Origin of the sequence: Tessaracoccus bendigoensis DSM 12906 (assembly GCF_900141915.1) — a bacterium.
Lineage (GTDB): Bacteria > Actinomycetota > Actinomycetes > Propionibacteriales > Propionibacteriaceae > Arachnia > Arachnia bendigoensis.
Genome location: NZ_FQZG01000010.1, coordinates 1 through 18067 on the forward strand (window position 1 = coordinate 1; position 18067 = coordinate 18067).

At 67.2% G+C, this 18067-nt stretch carries 18 protein-coding genes; all 18 read right to left on the reverse strand.

All coding sequences use genetic code 11. The features are described from left to right. Positions 1-148 precede the first annotated feature (148 nt). The 18 genes from BUC15_RS03475 to hisD all read right to left on the reverse strand — a co-directional run bounded on the left by BUC15_RS03475 (position 149) and on the right by hisD (position 18060). Positions 149-1234 carry a potassium channel family protein gene (locus BUC15_RS03475; RefSeq protein WP_073186158.1) on the reverse strand — a complete coding sequence of 362 codons (1086 nt, stop codon included), beginning with the start codon at positions 1232-1234 and terminating at the stop codon, positions 149-151. 4 nt (positions 1235-1238) lie between these two features. Further along, on the reverse strand, positions 1239-1766 hold the full coding sequence (locus BUC15_RS03480; protein WP_073186159.1) for an adenine phosphoribosyltransferase: 528 nt from the start codon (positions 1764-1766) through the stop codon (positions 1239-1241). Continuing rightward, positions 1763-2881 carry a protein translocase subunit SecF gene (gene secF, locus BUC15_RS03485; protein ID WP_084189330.1) on the reverse strand — a complete coding sequence of 373 codons (1119 nt, stop codon included), beginning with the start codon at positions 2879-2881 and terminating at the stop codon, positions 1763-1765. The genes BUC15_RS03480 and secF overlap by 4 nt, the downstream gene beginning before the upstream one ends. Continuing rightward, on the reverse strand, positions 2881-4461 hold the full coding sequence (gene secD, locus BUC15_RS03490; protein WP_073186161.1) for a protein translocase subunit SecD: 1581 nt from the start codon (positions 4459-4461) through the stop codon (positions 2881-2883). The genes secF and secD overlap by 1 nt, the downstream gene beginning before the upstream one ends. Positions 4462-4502: 41 nt before the next feature. Continuing rightward, complete coding sequence (gene yajC, locus BUC15_RS03495; RefSeq protein ID WP_073186162.1) at positions 4503-4994, reverse strand: preprotein translocase subunit YajC; 492 nt, start codon at positions 4992-4994, stop codon at positions 4503-4505. A gap of 71 nt (positions 4995-5065) precedes the next feature. Continuing rightward, positions 5066-6094: a Holliday junction branch migration DNA helicase RuvB gene (gene ruvB, locus BUC15_RS03500; RefSeq protein ID WP_073186163.1), complete on the reverse strand. Its 1029-nt coding sequence runs from the start codon at positions 6092-6094 to the stop codon at positions 5066-5068. A gap of 7 nt (positions 6095-6101) precedes the next feature. Continuing rightward, complete coding sequence (gene ruvA, locus BUC15_RS03505) at positions 6102-6716, reverse strand: Holliday junction branch migration protein RuvA (RefSeq protein WP_073186164.1); 615 nt, start codon at positions 6714-6716, stop codon at positions 6102-6104. Then, the gene (ruvC, locus tag BUC15_RS03510; RefSeq protein WP_217652101.1) at positions 6713-7225 is read right to left on the reverse strand and encodes a crossover junction endodeoxyribonuclease RuvC; all 513 of its coding nucleotides are present in this window, start codon (positions 7223-7225) and stop codon (positions 6713-6715) included. The genes ruvA and ruvC overlap by 4 nt, the downstream gene beginning before the upstream one ends. Positions 7226-7243: 18 nt before the next feature. Further along, on the reverse strand, positions 7244-8017 hold the full coding sequence (locus tag BUC15_RS03515; protein WP_073186166.1) for a YebC/PmpR family DNA-binding transcriptional regulator: 774 nt from the start codon (positions 8015-8017) through the stop codon (positions 7244-7246). Positions 8018-8072: 55 nt separating this feature from the next. Continuing rightward, positions 8073-9032: a GNAT family N-acetyltransferase gene (locus tag BUC15_RS03520; RefSeq protein ID WP_073186167.1), complete on the reverse strand. Its 960-nt coding sequence runs from the start codon at positions 9030-9032 to the stop codon at positions 8073-8075. Further along, the gene (locus tag BUC15_RS03525; protein WP_073186168.1) at positions 9029-9820 is read right to left on the reverse strand and encodes a lysophospholipid acyltransferase family protein; all 792 of its coding nucleotides are present in this window, start codon (positions 9818-9820) and stop codon (positions 9029-9031) included. Before BUC15_RS03525 ends, BUC15_RS03520 begins: the two co-directional genes overlap by 4 nt. Then, positions 9817-11337, reverse strand: a complete 1521-nt coding sequence (locus BUC15_RS03530; protein ID WP_073186169.1) for a lactate racemase domain-containing protein — start codon at positions 11335-11337, stop codon at positions 9817-9819. The genes BUC15_RS03525 and BUC15_RS03530 overlap by 4 nt, the downstream gene beginning before the upstream one ends. Positions 11338-11353: 16 nt before the next feature. After that, positions 11354-13699 (reverse strand): HAD-IB family phosphatase, encoded by a 2346-nt coding sequence (locus tag BUC15_RS03535; RefSeq protein ID WP_084189331.1) that lies wholly within the window; start codon positions 13697-13699, stop codon positions 11354-11356. After that, positions 13699-14430: a bifunctional 1-(5-phosphoribosyl)-5-((5-phosphoribosylamino)methylideneamino)imidazole-4-carboxamide isomerase/phosphoribosylanthranilate isomerase PriA gene (gene priA / locus BUC15_RS03540; RefSeq protein ID WP_073186170.1), complete on the reverse strand. Its 732-nt coding sequence runs from the start codon at positions 14428-14430 to the stop codon at positions 13699-13701. Before priA ends, BUC15_RS03535 begins: the two co-directional genes overlap by 1 nt. 24 nt (positions 14431-14454) lie before the next feature. Continuing rightward, a complete protein-coding gene (hisH, locus tag BUC15_RS03545) occupies positions 14455-15057 on the reverse strand; it encodes an imidazole glycerol phosphate synthase subunit HisH (protein ID WP_084189332.1) in 603 nt (200 codons plus the stop codon). An 8-nt stretch (positions 15058-15065) separates the two neighbouring features. After that, positions 15066-15674, reverse strand: a complete 609-nt coding sequence (gene hisB / locus BUC15_RS03550) for an imidazoleglycerol-phosphate dehydratase HisB (protein ID WP_073186172.1) — start codon at positions 15672-15674, stop codon at positions 15066-15068. Further along, positions 15671-16762: a histidinol-phosphate transaminase gene (locus BUC15_RS03555; RefSeq protein ID WP_073186173.1), complete on the reverse strand. Its 1092-nt coding sequence runs from the start codon at positions 16760-16762 to the stop codon at positions 15671-15673. The genes hisB and BUC15_RS03555 overlap by 4 nt, the downstream gene beginning before the upstream one ends. After that, complete coding sequence (gene hisD / locus BUC15_RS03560; protein ID WP_073186233.1) at positions 16759-18060, reverse strand: histidinol dehydrogenase; 1302 nt, start codon at positions 18058-18060, stop codon at positions 16759-16761. The genes BUC15_RS03555 and hisD overlap by 4 nt, the downstream gene beginning before the upstream one ends. Positions 18061-18067: the final 7 nt, after the last annotated feature.

Below are 18067 nucleotides of genomic sequence, written 5' to 3' on the forward strand. Positions count from 1 at the left end.
CGTCGGGCACTGGCCGATCCTCGACACCAGACAGACCAGAATCGACCAGTGGTCGATTTTCGGGACCCCGCCCCGACGGATCCCGACGAACCCAAACACCGAGGGCCCCGTCACCGACGCGGCAAACCCTCCCGATCGCGACTCCGGGTCAGTCGTCCCGCCAGCGAAGGACGTCCTTGTCTCTCGGCGAGGGTGGTTGGGCCCGACGCACGACGATCAGTTCGTCGCCGATCTCGACCCGGGTCGCCGTCTTGTCGTAGAAGCGGCGAAGAGTGCCGTTGCGGATGATCCCGATGACCCGCTCCCCCGTCACCGCGGACGGCGGTTGGCCCACCTCATCGGCGGTGGCCAGCCGCTGATGGACCTCCAGCCCCTCGGCGCCGGTGAGCATGTCCTGCATGATCGTGCCCAGTTCCGGCCCGACGGCGGACAGTCCGAGCAGGCGACCGACCGTCTCCGAGCTCGTGACCACCGCCGAGGCTCCGGACTGTCTCACCAGAGGCACATTCTCCTGTTCGCGCACCGACACGATCACCCCTGCCGTCGGGTTCAGTTGCCGCACGGTCAGGGTGGTAAGTATTGAGGCGTCGTCACGGTCGAGCGAGATGATCACCTGACGTGCCTTGCTGACCTCGGCCCGTCGGAGGAGCGAGCGTCTGGTGGCGTCGCCCTGGAAGGCCGCGTAGCCGTCGTAGTTCGCCTCGCTCACCGCCGTCGGGTTCTCGTCGATGACGACGATGCGGTCGGGTTTCTCCCCCTGACGGCGCAGGGTGTTGACGGCGCTGCGGCCCTTGGCACCGTAGCCGATCACGATGACATGGTTGCGCAACTTCTTCCTCCAGATCGAGTCCTTGATGGCGCGGCTGCCCTGGTTCGCGAGCACCTCGATGGTCGTGCCGACCAACACCACCAGGAAGGCGATCCTCAGTGGTGTGATCACCAGGGCGCTGAGCAGCCTCGCATGCTGGGAGAGCGGTGTGATGTCGCCGTAGCCGGTGGTCGTCACCGTGACGGTGGCGTAGTAGAGGGCGTCGACGAAAGAGACACCATCCTGGCCGACGTTGTCGACGTAGCTGCCACGGTCAAACCACACCAGCAGCGTGGTCGCGAGCAGCAGGCCGAGCGCCAGCAAACCCCGACGGGCAAGCTCCCTGAACGGGCTTACCGCCAGCCGCGGGAGGCTGACCGTTGACAGGATTCCGCCCACGGTCGCCCCCTTCTGGAGCTTCTCCATCCGATCAGACTGTCACCAGTGCGGTGCAGTTGTCGATGCCTGCGGCCGAGAGTCGCTCCCGCCCCCCGAGGAAACCGAGTTCCATCACGACGCTGACGTGGACCAGTTCGGCACCCATCGCACTCAACAGTTCGGCCGTAGCGCCGACGGTGCCTCCCGTGGCGAGGACGTCGTCGACCACGAGCACGCGCGCGCCCGGCCTGATCGCGTCGCGGTGGATGGTGAGGGTCTCCGAACCGTACTCGAGCTCGAAGGAGTGGCTGAGCACCTCACCTGGCAGTTTCCCCGGCTTGCGGACCGGGACGAACCCGGCCCCGAGCGCCAGAGCCACCGGTGCGGCGAAGATGAACCCGCGGGCCTCCATCCCCACGACCACGTCGATACCCTCCGGTGCCGACGCGACGAGTTCGTCGACCGTCAGACGGAACCCCTCGGGCGACCCGAGCAGCGGGGTGATGTCCTTGAACACCACCCCGGGTTTGGGGAAGTCCGGGACGTCGTAGATCAGCTTCGCGATCAGGTCCCGGTTCACTTCCCCTTCTTCCGGTCGGCGCGGCTCACATTCGTCCGTCGAGGCTGGCGTGCCCCCGGCTCCCCCACGACGGCTGCACGCTCGGCGACCGGTCCGGCCGCGGCCGCAACGCTATCCCGGTAGGCCGCCTTCGCTGCCGCCCTGGCACGTCGGTGCTCGATCTGGGCGCGGTGTTCGACCATCTTCGGTTCACGCTCACGCAGCCAGGCCAGCAGCGGGGCGGCGATGAAGAGCGAGGAGTAGGCGCCCGCGATCATGCCGACCAGCAGCGCGAGACCGAGATCTGCAAGCGGATCGCTCTGCAGCGAGGTGCCTGCGATGAACAGGGCCAGCACCGGGATGACACCGATGACGGTCGTGTTCAGCGACCGCACCAGAACCTGGTTGACGGCCCGGTTGGCCTCGTAGGAATACGTGCGGTCGGTCTGCTCAAGCCCGGCGGTGTTCTCGCGAATCTTGTCGAACACCACGACGGTGTCGTACAGCGAGTACCCGAGGATCGTCAGCACCGCGATGACCGTGGCCGGGGTGACGGTGAAACCGACCGCTGCGTAAACACCGACGGTCACGACGAGGTCGTGCAGCACCGCCACGATCGCCGATATCGACATCTTCCAATCCCGGAAGTAGACCGCGATCAGCAGCATCACCAGGCCCAGGAACACCACGAGTGCAACCGCGGCGCGCTCGGTGATCTGCTTGCCCCAGGAGGCTCCGATGGAGTTGTAGGTGACCTCTGCAGGCTCGACACCCGCAAGCGTGGCGATCTCCGCGCGGGTGGTGGTGATCTCGTCAGGCGTGAGCGAACGGGTCTGGACCCGGATGTTCGAGGTGCCGAGAGAGAACACCTGCGCCTCCAGGTCCTGGACCGTCAACTCGTTGAGGTGCGAACGCACATCGTCGACGGTGGTGGTCTCGATCGTCATCGGAGCCTGGAAATCGGTACCGCCACGAAACTCGATGCCGAGCGTCAAGCCTCGGAGGACGACGATCAGGATCGTCAGCGCGACGAGGGCCCCGGAGAAGATGAACCAGCCCTTCCGGGCCTTCATGAAGTCGTAGGACAGGTGCCCGGAGTACAGCCGCTCCGCGACACTCACCTTCTTCTCAGCCATCATGCCTCCTGCGGGGTCGTCGAAGTGGTGCCTTTGCGCCGCAGGCGGCGGCCCAGGAGCGCCTCCTGCGTGACACCCATGTGCGCGGCGTCCAGGCCGGAACCGCGCCTGCCCTCACCGAAGTAGCGCGTCCGGCCCAACAGTTCGACCAGGGGCCGCGTGAAGAAGAACACCACGGCGAGGTCGATCAGAGTGGTAAGACCCAGCGTGAATGCGAACCCACGCACCGAACCGACGGCCAGCAGGAACAACACGCCTGCGGAAAGCAGCGACACCGCATCAGAGATCACGATGGTGCCCCTTGCCTTCTCCCACCCGGAGGTCAGAGCCGACTTGAGCGAGTTGCCTTCGCGGATCTGGTCACGGATCCGTTCGAAATAGATGATGAAGGAGTCGGCCGTCACCGCGATACCGACGATCGCACCGGCGATACCCGGCAGGTTGAGTGCGAACCCGACCACCGACCCCAGCAGCACCATCATCGCGTAGGTGGCAGCGCCTGCCACCGCAAGCGAGGCGACCACGACGATACCCATCGCCCGGTAGTACAGGAACGAGTACAACGCGACGACCGCTAGGCCGATGAGGCCCGCAATGATGCCGACCCGCAACTGCTCGCCACCGAGCGTCGGGGAGACCGTCTCGACCTGGCTCGGTTCGAAGCTGAGCGGCAGCGAACCGAACTTCAACACGTTGGCCAGCGCCGACGCGGAATCCGCATCGAAGCTGCCGCGGATGATGGCCTCACCGTTGGCGATCTTGTCCTGCGCCGTCGCGGCAGACTCGACGGTACCGTCGAGCACGATCGCGAACATGTTGCGCGGGTCCTGGTTGCCGACGAGCGTGCCCGTCAGTTCGGACAGCCGAGCGGCACCCTCAGAGTTGAAGCTCAGGGTGACCGCGTAGGCGAGGTCACCCTGCGGGATCCCGAACGATGCGGTTTCCAGGTCCTGACCACGGATCGCCGTCAGGCCGAGGAGGTACTTCGCGGAACCGGACTCGTCACACGCTACGAGGGTCCGGGTCGGGTCCTCGTGCGTCGGATCGCCACAGGTGAAGTCGGCCAGCGCCTGCAGGTCAGCCTCGGTGGGCTCGTAGGCCAGCACGTCGGCCATATCCAGCAGCGCGGCGTCGGCGCTGCCCGAGGTTCCTTCAGACGGTGTCGCCGTTGGGCTGGGCGGAGCGGTCGGCAGCCCGGGTGCGGGCGTCTCTCCCGGCTCCGGGGTCGGGGTCGCGCTGGTGCCGGTGCCGGCCGCTACCTGCAGGACAGGTCGGAACGCCAACTGCGCGGTGGTTCCGACCAGCTCGGCCAGGTCGTCGCGTTCGACGTTCGGTGCGGACACGACGATGTTCTGATCGCCCTGGATCGCCACCGATGCCTCACCGACGCCCAGACCGTCAACACGCTGCTGGATGATGTCGCGGGCCAGTTCTAGCGACTCCATCGGAACGGTTTCGTTGGTGGCGGTCAACGTGATCGTCTGACCGCCCCTGAGGTCGAGGCCGAGCTTAGGGGTCCAGGTCTTCGTAAGGCCCATGATCACATAGAGGCCGACGATGATCAGGAGGAAGACTGTCATCACGACGCCTGGTCGGCGCCGTTTCGCGGTTGCTGCCACGGTTACTTGTCGCCCTCCGGGCGAGGCTCGTCGTCCTTGGGCGCCTCGAAGCTGGGGAGATCCTTGCGTTGCCAGGGCTCATAGGGGGATTCCGCGGTCTTCGCGTCCGAAGCTTCGTCGGCCTCATCCTCGGTAGCCAGCATGGCCTCGAAGGATTCAGCGGTCAGAGCATCGTCGGACTGCGGCTGCGCCTGCTCGGCGGGCTGCGTCGCGGAATCGTCGGTGAACTCGAACTCCTCGTCGGCCACATCGACCTTGCGTGCCACGTTCCCCTTCAGGACCGTGACCTCGACGCCGGGAGCCAGCTCGACGATCATCTGGCGTTCGCCGATGTGCGCGACGGTGGCGAAGACACCCGAGGTGAGAAGCACCCGGTCGCCCGGAGAGAGTTGCGAGCGCATCTCCTGGTCCTCACGCATCTTCTTCTGCTGCGGACGGATCATCAGGAAGTACATGATCGCGAACATCGCGACCAGTAGCAGGATCATTTCCATGGGGTTACTCCGGATCTAGTTCAGGGCCACCGCTCAGAATAGCGGAGGCTCGCGGGTACTCATCAACCGCGTCATTCGACATCGTCAAAGAGGGCGGGCATGGTTGCTGGAGGACGGATGCCGAGATGCCTGTAGGCCGCCCTGGTGGCGACCCTTCCGCGGGGGGTCCGGACGAGCAGACCCTCCCGGATCAGGAAAGGCTCGGCAACTTCTGAGACGGTCTCGATCTCCTCGCCCACGCTCAGCGCGAGGGTTGAGAGGCCGACGGGACCGCCGTCGAAGAGTTTGCACAAGGCGTCGAGCACCGACCGGTCCAGCCGGTCGAGGCCGCGTTCGTCGACCTCGTAGAGTTCCAACGCGGCCCGGGCGACGTCGCGGTGCGCGGTGGCGTGCCCCCTGACCTGTGCGAAATCCCGGACCCTGCGAAGGAGCCGGTTGGCGATGCGGGGGGTGCCTCGTGAGCGACGGGCGATCTCGCCTTCTGCCTGCTCGTCGATCCGGATCCCGAGCTTGCCTGCCGAGGCGGCCACGATGCCGGCCAGGTCCGCCGGATCGTAGAAGTCGAGCTGGGCGGTGAAACCGAAGCGGTCGCGCAGCGGGCCGGGCAACATCCCCGCCCTCGTGGTCGCCCCGACCAGCGTGAAGGGCGGCAAGTCGATCGGGATCGCGGTCGCACCCGGCCCCTTACCGACGATCACGTCGACGCGGAAATCCTCCATCGCCAGGTAGAGCATCTCCTCGGCGGGTCGGGACAGGCGATGGATCTCGTCCAGGAACAACACGTCGCCCTCGTCGAGCCCGCTGAGGATGGCCGCCAGGTCACCGGCATGCTGGATGGCGGGGCCTGAGGAGATCCTGAGCCCCGTGCCGAGCTCTGCCGCGATGATCATCGCCAGGGTGGTCTTGCCCAGCCCGGGAGGACCGGAGAGCAGCACGTGATCCGGCGTCGAACCGCGGTGCTTCGCGGCGTCAAGCACCAGCCCCAACTGCTCCCTCACCCTCGGCTGTCCCTCGAACTCGACCAACCGCTTGGGCCTGAGGGCCGCCTCGTAGTCGCGTTCCTCAGCCAGCACCTCGGGGTCCACCTCCGACTGCTCCATCGTCTGCCTACCTCCTGGCAAGCGAGTTCAGTGCCGCACGGAGCAGCTTGCCGACAGGGATTCCCGGGTCCGCCTCGACCAGGTGCGCGACGTTGTCGGCCGCGGCCTCTGCATCCCGGGCGGACCAACCGAGCCCGGTTAGGCCCTCGGAGACCTGCAGGCGCCAGAGCTCCGGCTCCAGAGGGTTCTCCTGCGACGGTGCAGCGTCCTGCCCGGCGGCCAGGACGACCACCTTGTCCTTCAGTTCGATGACCAGCTTCTGCGCGCCTTTGCTGCCGATGCCGGGCACGGTACACAGCCTCGCCAGGTCCGAGGATTGCACGGCGCGACGCAGCTCGCCCGGCGACAGGACCGAGACTATGGCGAGCGCCAGCTTCGGGCCGACCCCCGATGCGCTCTGAACCAGCTCGAACGCTTCCCGGTCGCCCTCATCGGAGAACCCGAACAGCGTCATCGAGTCCTCGCGCACCACCATCGAGGTGTGGAGCGTGGCCTGTTCCCCGGGCCGCAGCCCGGCAGCGGTCGACGCTGTGACCTGAGCGAGGAACCCGACGCCCCCGACGTCGAGTACGCACGAGGTGGCCCCGGCCTTCAGGACGGTGCCCGTAAGTTGCGCGATCATCGCTTCCCCTTGGCTGCCGCCACCGCGGCTGCATATCTGTTGGTTCCCGCCCCACGCCACACCTGGGTGATGGCGATGGCGAGGGCGTCTGCCGCGTCGGCCGGCCTGGGCGCGGCCCCAAGTTTCAGGATCCTGGTGACCATGGCCGCCACCTGCGCCTTGTCCGCCGAACCGGACCCGGTCACGGCGGCCTTGACCTCGCTCGGCGTATGGAATGTGACCGGCACCCCCCTGCGTGCGGCGGTCAACGCGGCCACCCCGGAGGCCTGGGCAGTGTCCATCACCGAGTTCAGGTTGTGCTGCGCGAAGACCCGCTCGATGCCTACCGCCTCCGGCTGGTACTCGTCGAGCCACTCGTTGATGCCCCGTTCAAGGCTGACCAGCCTCGCCGCGACGTCTTCAATGACCGGCGTCCGTACGACACCGACGGCGATCATCGTCGGCGGCCGCCCGACCTTGCCTTCGACCACACCGATACCGCAGCGCGTGAGGCCGGGGTCGATCCCGATGACCCGCATCCCGGCCCGTCAGTCCTCTTCGTCGAGCGCCCCGGCCACCTCGGGGGTGAGGTCGACATTGGTGTAGACGTTCTGGACGTCGTCGGAATCCTCCAGGGCGTCGATGATGCGGAAGATCTTGGCTGCGACGTCGACGGAGTCGACCTCCTGGTCGAACGAGGCCACGAACTGAACCTCGGACGAGTCATAGTCGAGCCCTGCCGCCTCGATGGCCTTGCGGACCTCCACTAGGTCGTTCGGGTCGGTGTATGCCTCGAACTCGTCGCCTTCGTCCGAGATCTCCTCGAGCCCGGCCTCGAGCGCCACCTCGAGCAACGTATCTTCCGAGAGAGGGCCGGATGTCTGCTTCTTAGGCACCACGACGACCCCCTTGCGGGAGAACAGCCGCTGGACGGAGCCGACATCGGCCATGGTGCCGCCGTTGCGGGTGACGGCGACCCGGACATCGGAGGCGGAGCGGTTGCGGTTGTCGGTGAGGCACTCGATCAGCATGGCGACACCCGCCGGGCCGTAGGCCTCGTACATGATCGTCTCGTAGTCGGCGCCACCGGATTCGGCGCCCGAGCCGCGCTTGACCGCGCGGTCGATGTTGTCGTTGGGCACAGACGACTTCTTGGCCTTCTGGATCGCGTCATAGAGCGTGGGGTTTCCGGAAGGATCGCCACCGCCGAGCCTGGCAGCCACCTCGACGTTCTTGATCAGCTTCGCGAAGAGCTTGCCGCGTTTGGCATCGATCACGGCCTTCTTGTGCTTCGTCGTTGCCCACTTGGAATGGCCGCTCATCCGGTCCCACTTTCTCGTCGCAGAGTTGTCTCGGGGCAAAGCTTATCGTGCTGGGCTAAACGACCCTGCTCAGCAGCGCCACGGCGTCGCGTTTGACGTACCCGAGCGCCTCGGTCAACTTCGACAGGCCGTAGCCGTCCGGGGTGTCGATCCCGATCCCGGCCTCGGTGCAACCACTGCCGCGCATGGCCAGGAGACACTTACCCAGGAGTGTGAGCGAGATTCCCCGACGGCGATAGTCGGGATGGACCCCGAAACGTTCGGTCCAACCACAACCCGGTTCGCCGTCGTCCTCAACGCTCATCGCATATCCGACGATCCGCTCCCCGTCGCGCGCCACGAACGACCAGTCCGCCCGAAACTCCGGTTCGCCAAGGTGTCCTTCCCACTCCGGGACATCGACATCCGAGCCACCGAGCGGCCGGAAGCACAGGTTGTGCAGCACCCGGACCTCTTCGGCATCGCTGTCGCAGAATGGTTCAACCGCGATCCCGTCAGCGTCGGGGACCTTGATCTTGGTCGTCAGATCCCTGAACAGGTCGTAGTAGTAGCGCTCAGGCCGGAAACCGTGGGCTGCGGCGACCCGTTCCAGACCGGGCCGACCGAGTTCGGCGTAGCAGCCCAGCCACATCGGGACGCCCGGATGCTTCGCGTCACGCCAGGCGATGGCCCTGGCCACCTGCCACTTCAGCATAGCCGTGCCGATCAGCATGTGACGATGGACGGGGTGCACCCCTCCCATCAGGTACAACCGGAGCGGATCGGTGCTAACCACCACACCGGAACTGAACGCAGACAGGGAGTTGTAGGCGTCCCAGCCGCCGACGGCAAGTCCCTCGGCCTGTTCGGATCCGCCCTCGAAAACGGCGGCGCTGAGCCCGGACAGCACCGAATTGTCCAGCGCCTCCAGTTGCCCCCGGAAATGCTCCACCTCATCCGCATCGTCCGCGTTGAGGAATCGCCACCTTAGGTGGGGTTCCACATATGCCTCCGCGGCGGGCTGGATCCGGCTCACCGCCAGATCCGAGCACGGGTGTCCGCCGGTGGGGCGGCCTGGTCCCAGAGCCTGCGCCACCTGGGCGCAGGCTCCGCCCCGTGAGGTGAAGGCGACCCGGTCCGCCGACGCTCCACCGTCCACCAGCTCAGTTCACCCTCATGCACCAACTGCTCGACGTTGCGCTGCAGCTCGGCTGTCGCGTCCTGCAGCCCCCTCCCGCGTGGATAGAGGGGGGCACCGAACCTGATCGACACCTTCGGCCGTGCCCGCAGCGGCAGCTTCAGCAGTTCCTTCAGCTTGAAGGTACCGACGAGCCCGACCGGGACGACCGCCACGTTATGTTGGCTGGCAAGGCCTGCCGCCACGTCGGAGAACTCCCCGACCTGCCGTCCAGCGGCTGGCTCGTCCGTGAAGACGATCACGTTGCGACCCCTGGCCAGCGCACGCGACAGCGCGATGTTCGTCGGACGGAGCTGTGAAGGCATCGCCATTCTGAGAAGCTGCAGGTCAAGCACCCCCTGCTCGTTCGCAGCGAGCACGAATGGGCGGCGCAGCCCGGTCAGGGAATCGTCTCCCACAAGCTCGATGTCGAACCGCAGGGCCAGCAGGCGCAGCGTCAGGTGCCTTCCCGGCCGCTCAGCGCGGGGCCACAGTTGGCGGGCCGGAACCGGGTTCGGGGGCACTCCCCCCGGCCGACGCCGCTGCAGGGTTGCGCTCAGCGCGTCGAGGAGATCGTTCAGGAGGGTCAGCCTGGGACGTTTCTTCTTCTTGGTGCTCTGCGCCCAGGACGGGAGGTCCCTGCTCATCGGACGTCACCGAGGACAAGCCCCGGGCCCCGCAGCATCGTGATGCTGGGATGCATGCCTACTGTGCCGGAAGCGATCTCCAATGCGTCGGCATAGGTGGTGGCCGACCGGTGGCCGAGGAGGGCGGCGCACCGACGGTCGCCACCGACCCAGATGATCTCCGAGAACTGCTCGGCCGCCCTGGCCGTCTCATACCAGAGCTGGTAGACGCGCAGCGGATGGTCCGCGAAGTTCTTGCGGTAGAGGTCCAGGTACCACTCATCGTCCATCGCGCGTGCCTGGAAGCGGGCCGCGATTTCCCCGGCGTCGGTGGTCTCGGTCAGCACCTTGGCGAAGAAGTCCGCGGCGGCGGACTGGCGGCGGTTGGAGAACCGGTTGCGCAGCGGATGGAAGGCGATCAGCGCGCCACCCTCACGCGCGAGGGGCTTTGCCAGGTGGCTTCCTGCGCGCCTGACGAGCGCGTGATGGGCCACGTCGAGTGGTGAGCCGATCGAGTCGACGGCATCGACCGCGGGTCCCCACACGGATGTGACGAGGACATCGGCGGAGCCGTTCACCTCAACGGAGTTCGCGGCCTGCCACACCCCGAGAGAGTCGGACAACGATGAGGCGTACCCGCCGCCCACCACGTCGATGACCGCGTAGTCGGCGCGAGGATTCCCGTTGACCAGTTGCGCCCCCTGCCTCGGCAGCGCCGCGATGATCTGGCGCGACCCGGCCAGCGCGAGCCGGTCGGTGAGCTTCCACTCCCATTCACGGGTCGCCAGGAAACGCAGGCTCCATGCGAGCAGCGGCTGGCCGAGGACGGCGAACAGCGCGAAAGGCTCGACGGCCCCACGGATCAGGTCGCTCACGCCCTCTGCGAACCCGGGGGCAGGGTCGAAGCCGAGTAGCCGGTCCAGCGTGGCCAGGTCGGTCAACCCGACCGCGAGCGGATCGTGTTCCGAGGCGTCGGCGCGCACGCCGATGACGACCACCACATCCGATTGTGCGACGCGCCGGTTCAGCAGCACCGGGAAGCCCTGCACCTCACCGATGCTGACGAGGTCGTCGCTGGTGACGTCGTGGCTGCTGATCAGGGAGTCCGGCAGGAAAGATGTCGCGACCCGGTCGCCGAGCGCCCTGCTGACCTGCTGGGTCGACCAACGTTGCTTCAGCCCGTTGGCGACGACCAGTTCCACATCATCGACGCCCCTGCGGGCCGCGATCTCCAGGACCCGCTCGGTGAGTGCCCGGCGCGGATCGAAGTGGGGGCGAGGAAGGGGCGCGTCCTGATCGATGATGACCAGGGTCAGTTTCATCCCCGGGCTGAGCTGCTCCGCCAGCGGCGCGCCACCGGTCGGGGCCCCCACCGCCGCCTCGATCAGCCCGACCGGATCTGAAGATTCTTCGGCATCGGCGGTGTAGACCACCTGGGTGCCGATGCCGAAGCGCTCAAGCCGAAGCTGGGCGCCGGACATCGTCAAGAGGTGTGGGGTCTTATCGTCGACCTCCAAGACGAACCCGGGACGAGGCATCAGTGGTCCTTTCCGTTCACGACATGATTAGACGGGGCAGCGGAGACATTTCCGGCCACTCGACGATTGACCAGCCCCTGGACTTGGCGGCGCGCATGAGCCCGATGTCCGGGCTCACGGCCACCGGGTTTCCCACCGCCCCCAGCATCGGCAGGTCCACGTGGCTGTCAGCATAGGCATACGACGCGGCAAGGTCGATGCCGTGCAACTGCGAGTAGTGGTTGAGCCAGGCGGAACGGGACTCGCCGACCATGGGGGGCCCACTCAGGAACCCCGTACACACCCCATCCTCGTCGGTGGCGAGTTCGGCTGCGACGATCGTGTCGAACAGTCCTTCGAAGGGCCGGGTCAGTGGGCGGATCACCCCCGTCATCAGGATCGTGGTGTGACCGGCGTTCCGGTGCTCCCTGATCCGGCGGATGGCTTCCGGGGACATGCGGTCGAGGATCAGCGGGGCGAGCTTCTCGTCGACGCATTCCTCGAGCGCGGCCAGATTTGCGCCGGCGTAGCGCCGGTAGATGGACCGGAGGAAGACACCACGGTCGCGTCTCTCCGCGGCGAGATAGACGGGCAACCGCAGCGCCAGGCCTGCGACCTCACCTACCCGCTTCAGCGGGGAGAGTTCCGGCAGCCTGGCCCACAGGTAGGTCTCAACGACGTTGGTCGCCATGACGGTGCCGTCCAGGTCGAACGCGGCGAGTACGGTCCCCGGCTCGGCCTGTTTCAGGTCACGGAAGGTCGATGAGCGCGACTTGCGGCGTTTGCGGGCGGATTCCAAGCGACGCACCGGATCGGTGATCGCCGGGATGTGGACCTCTTCCATGTAGTGGGTCCACTCAAAACTGGCGGAGTCGAACCCGAACCGTTCCCGATCGTCTTCGTGAAGGCTGTTGTGCAGCGCCAGGGTGCAGTCGTCGACGAAGTGGAGTTCCGACTGCAGGTACTCGCCGTAGAGGGAGAGGTACTTGCCTAGGAAGTCCAGCTGCTTTCTGGCCTTGTCCAGTGAGGTGGCCAACTGCCGCGTCCGCTTTCCCCGCCACGCGAAGCTGAGCGCCAGGTTCCCGAGTTTGACCCCCTTGTCCGCGACCTTCAGGAACGTCTCCACCGGCTCCGCCCCCGGGAAATTCCAGGTGGCTGGCGCCGTCGACCCGAGGCCCGTGGCGTAGGGGTGTTGGCTGAAGTAGTTGCGGACGTGTTCGTAGATGCCGCGGAAGGTCAGCGGGTTCCTTGCGCCGGAGCTGCAGTGGTAGTACTCGGGTTTGCCGACCTCCGGCTGCGTGGCGCAGACCGCGACGATCGCGTTGACGACGAAGTCGCACGGGATGATGTCGATCACCGCGTCCGGCGAAGCCGGGAACTCGGGCAGTTGCCCGCGCCCGTAGGCGAGGATGATCGGGTCGGCCATCTTGAAGCCCTCGATCCAGCCCGGGTACGGGTCTTTCAGCGAAGACTCGACGATGGCGGGACGCACGATCGAGGCCCGGAAGTCGCCGCAGAGGTCGGCCACCACCCGTTCGGCCAAGGCCTTGGCGAAGGTGTACACGTCGGTCCAGCCGAGGGACCTAGCCCGTTCGGTGCCCGCCGCCACGAGTTCACGCTTTACCCACTCCAGGCGGCGGCGCTCGGTGTCTTCGGAGGTCGTCAGGTACCCCGCCTGCCGGTGCAGGGCCTCCGCCTCCTCACGCAACGCGGTCAGTTGCTCGGCGCTACGGGACCGTGCTTCGATGTGCTCCTTCATCGCCAACGCGGCACGGGTCTCGGCCTCGTAGTCGATGTTGTGGATGTGCCCGGCCTCCGGGATCGCACCGCGCCGCCGCCCTGCCGTGTAGGCGGTGGAAACGTGCAGATAGTGCGGGACCCGCACCAGGTTGCCATCCTCGTCCGAACAGGCCTCCCTCAGCTTCGCCAGGAGCGCCTTGGTGCCCACGACGTTGGTCATGAACGCCTGGTCGATGGGTGGGTCGAACGAGACGTCACCTGCGCAGTGCAGGAGCACATCGAGGTCACGAGGAAGATCGGGCACCTGCGGCAGGTCGCCTTCGATCACGGCGACGCGGGTGCGCATCAGCTCCTCAACACCCCCCGCGGCACGCACCACGTCCGCGAAGATCTTCTTCTTCAGTAGGCCCGCCACCCGCTGCTCAGCGGTCACCGAACCCTTGCGGCGCACGAGCACCGCCGTCACCGTGTCGGGGCATTGGGTGAGCACCTTCCAGAGGATCTGCTCGCCGATGAACCCGGTAACCCCGGTCATCACGATCTTCTTGCCTGCCAGCAGGTCGGCGATGCGCCCGTCGAGCAGGGGTGGCACGTGGGTGGTGGTCGAGCCGGTCCCGAACGTGCTGGCTGGGGCGTTGACCATCAGAGCCGCCCCCCAGCCACCTGGAGCGCCTCCTCGATGGTGAACCTGCCGACGTAGAGCGCGGTGCCGATGATGGCTCCTTCGATCCCCTGGGGGACCAGCGCCCGGAGGTCGGCCAGGTCCTGCAACGTCGCGATGCCCCCTGAGGCAATGACGGGTCGGCCACTGCGCTCTGCCACGGCGGTGAGCAGGTCGACGTTGGGGCCGGTCAGCATGCCGTCCGAGTTGACGTCCGTGACGACGAAGCGCTCGCATCCAGCGGCCACCAGCCTGTCGAGGGTCTCGGTCCAGGCTCCACCCTCGGTCGTCCAACCTCGGGCGGCCAGGTTCTCACCGCGCACATCGAGCCCGACGGCGACCCGGTCGCCGTAGCGGGCGACGACCTCGTCGCACCAGTCGGGATTTTCTAGGGCCGCCGTCCCGATGTTGATCCTCCTGGCACCCGTGGCGAGCGCCCGCTCCAGCGAGGATTCGTCGCGGATGCCGCCGGAGAGTTCGACCTGGATGTCGAGCCGACCGACGATGTCTCGGAGCAGTTCCGCGTTCGAGCCGCGGCCGAATGCGGCGTCGAGGTCCACGAGGTGGAGCCAGCTCGCGCCGCCGTCCTGCCAGCGCAGCGCCGCCTGTAGCGGGTCGCCGAACTCCTTCTGGGTTCCGGCCACCCCCTGAACCAGTTGGACGGCCTGCCCGCCCTGCACGTCAACCGCAGGCAACAATTGCAAAGTCTCCACGACGCCACACCCTATCCGAATCGGTCAACCAATCATGTGCAGCCAGTTCGCGATGAGTCGCGCACCGGCCCTTCCCGACTTCTCGGGGTGGAACTGGGTCGAGGACAGGTTGCCGCGCTCGACCGCTGCGACGAACCGGCCCCCCTCGTGCTCGGCGACGGACGTGAGGCATCCCTTGGGTGCGTTCAAGGCGGCATACGAGTGCACGAAGTAGAACCGTTGCCCGGACAACCCGTCGAGCAGTCGTGTTCCGGCGGGCGCCTCGACGGTGTTCCAGCCCATGTGGGGCAGCCTCCTGGCGGGCAACTCCTCGACCTGCCCCTCGAACAGGCCGAGCCCTGGGGTCGCCACACCGTGTTCGGTGCCCCCGTCGAAGAGGACCTGATGCCCGACGCAGATGCCGATCAGCGGACGGTCTGCCGCAACCCAGTCCCGGATGAGCTCCACTCCCCCGGCTGCGGTCAGCCCACGCACGCACGCCTCGAAAGCGCCGACCCCCGGCACGACCAGCGCGTCCTGTCGACGTAGGAGACCAAGGTCGGACGTCACGCTGACGCGAGCCCCGGCGTCCTCGAACGCACGGGCCGCCGAGTGCAGGTTTCCCGATCCGTAGTCGAGCAGTCCCACCCGCCTGTTCAGAGCGCACCCTTTGTGCTCGGGATCCCCTGCTGGCGCGGGTCGATCTCGACGGCCTCGCGCAACGCCCGGGCCAGCGCCTTGAACTCGGCCTCGACGATGTGGTGCGGATCGCGGCCGGCAAGCAGCCGGAGATGCAAGCAGATACCCGCGTTGAGCGCCAGCGCCTCGAAGACGTGGTAGGTCATGGAACCGGCGTAGGGCACCCCGCTGCCACCGATGAGCGCATAGGGCTGCCCCTCCGGCTCCCCTGTGCAGGTGACGTAGGGGCGGCCTGCAACATCGACGACGACATCGGCGATCGCCTCGTCGAGCGGGATGACCGCGTGCCCGTAGCGCCGGATGCCCGCCTTGTCCCCGAGCGCGGCCTTCAGCGCCTGGCCGATGCAGATGGCGGTGTCCTCCACCGTGTGGTGGCCGTCGATGTGCAGATCGCCTTCAGCGCTTACGCTCAGGTCGATCAGGGAGTGTTTCGACAGCGCGGTGAGCATGTGGTCGTAGAAACCCACGCCGGTGGTCACGTCGGAGGCGCCGGTACCGTCCAGGTCGACGGTCACGGTGATCGTCGACTCGCTGGTGGATCGGCTGACGGTCGCGGTGCGGCTCATGCGGGGTTCCCTTCGAGCTTGGGTGAGAGTTCGTCTAGCGCGGAACGCAGTATCGCCATCTCGTGCGGGGTGCCCGCGGAGACGCGCAGGTAGCCGGCCGGTCCGGTCTCGCGGATCAGGATTCCCCGGTCCAGGAGATCCTGCCAGACCATGTGCCGGTCCGGGAACCGGCCGATCAGCGAGAAGTTCGCCTCGGAGTCGACGACGTCGTATCGGCGGCCACGGGCCCACGCCTCGAACGCCCTAGCCTCGCCCGCCAGGGCCCGGACCTGTGCGAGCAGCTCGTCGGAGTGCGCGAGCGCCACGCGGGCGATGGCCTGGGTCTGAGCGCTGAGGTGGTACGGGAGCCGCACGATCCGGCAGGCGTCGACGATCGCCGGGGCCGCGGCGAGGTAGCCGATGCGGCCACCGGCCAGGGCAAACGCCTTCGACATGGTGCGCGACACGATCAGCCTCGGGTACCGGTCGAGCAACTCCAGCGCGCTCGGCCGGCTGGAGAACTCCTGGTATGCCTCGTCGACCACGATCAGCTTGTCGGTGCCTTGCGCGATCGCTTCGATCGTGTCCAGATCGACCGCCGTACCCGTCGGGTTGTTCGGTGTGGTGATCAGAACCAGCGTCGGATCGTGCTCGGCGATGGCGCGCAGCACCAGCTCGGTGTCCACGGTGTAGTCGGCGCGGCGGGGGACGGTGACATAGCCCGTGCAGGTGTTGCGGGCGTACTCGGGGTACATCGAGTAGGTGGGCGTGAACGTCAGCACCTTCCTACCCGGGCCACCGAAGGCGGTGAGCAGATGGGACATCACCTCGTTGGAACCGTTGGCGACCCAGATGTCGGCAGCGGTCAGGCCGTGACCGAGGTAGTGGGCGAGGTCGCTGCGCAGCGCCGTCGCCTCGCGGTCTGGGTAGCGGTTCAGGCCACCGGCCAGCGAGACCACGGCCGCGGCCATTTCGTGGCGGATCGCGGGCGACGGGGGGTAGGGATTCTCGTTGACGTTGAGCACGACGGGCACGTCCAGCTGTGGCGCCCCGTAGGGTTCCTGACCGATCAGGTCTTCGCGTAGCGGCAGGTCGGAGAGCCGGATCATGGGCGCCGCCTGACGGCCACCGCAGCGGCGTGGCCCGGCAGATTCTCGGCCAACGCGAACCGTTCGACGCCGTCTGCCAGGCCGAGTAGGCCCTCCTCGTCGTAGGCGATGACGTGCATGGTCCTCACGAACGAGCGGACGGTCAGCCCTGAGGAATGCGCCCCGGCCCCTGCGGTCGGCAGCACGTGGGTCGACCCGGCCGAGTAGTCGCCGACCGAGACCGGCGAGTAGTCGCCGACGAACACCGCACCGGCGTTACGGACCCGCGCGGCAACCGCCGCCGCGTCCGCGGTCTGGATCTCCAGGTGTTCGGCCGCGTAGGCATCGGCGACGCGCACCGCCTGGTCGATGTCGCGGACCAGCACGACGGCGGACTGCTCGCCGCCGAGCGCCGTCCGGATCCGTTCCGAGTGGAGGGTGGAGGCCACCTGCCTCTCGACCTCCGCTCTGACCTCGGCCGCGAGTTCTGCCGAGGTGGTGATCAACACTGATGCGGCGAGTGGGTCGTGCTCGGCCTGTGAGATGAGGTCGGCGGCCACGAAGGCGGGGTTGGCTGTCTCGTCGGCGACGATGGCGATCTCGGTCGGCCCGGCCTCGGAGTCGATGCCGACGATTCCGCGGACGAGACGCTTCGCGGCGACCACATAGATGTTGCCGGGACCGGTGACCAAAGAAACCGGCTCGCACAACCCCTCCACCCCGTAGGCGAACATGGCGATCGCCTGCGAACCACCCACGGCATAGACCTCGTCCACGCCCAGCAGGTGACAAAGGGCCAGGATGTTGGGGTGCGGCAACCCACCAAACTCGCGCTGCGGAGGAGATGCGATCGCGATGGATTCGACCCCCGCGACCTGCGCGGGCACCACGTTCATGATGACGCTTGACGCCAACGGCGCCAACCCGCCAGGCACATACAGCCCTACCCGGTCCACCGGCACGTTGCGGAGCGAGACGTAGGCCCCGTCGGCCAGGACCGCGGGGGCCTGATCGGCATCGACTTCAAGCTCCTCCGCGACCTGTCGGCGGCGCCGGATGGACTCGGAGAACGCGGCAAGCAACTCGGGATCGAGCTCATCTGCCGCCCTGCGCAACTCCGCCACGGGCACCCGGACGGCCGCAGGTGCGACCCCGTCGAACCGCTCGGAGTACTCGATGATGGCCGGTACGCCCCGGTGGGCGACATCTGCCACGATCGGGCGGACCACGTCAAGGGCCGCGTCGACGTCGAACCGGCCACGCGGGAGACGCGACCGGTATCCGCCGTCTATCCCGGTGAAGTCAAGAGTCTGGAGCACCATCCGA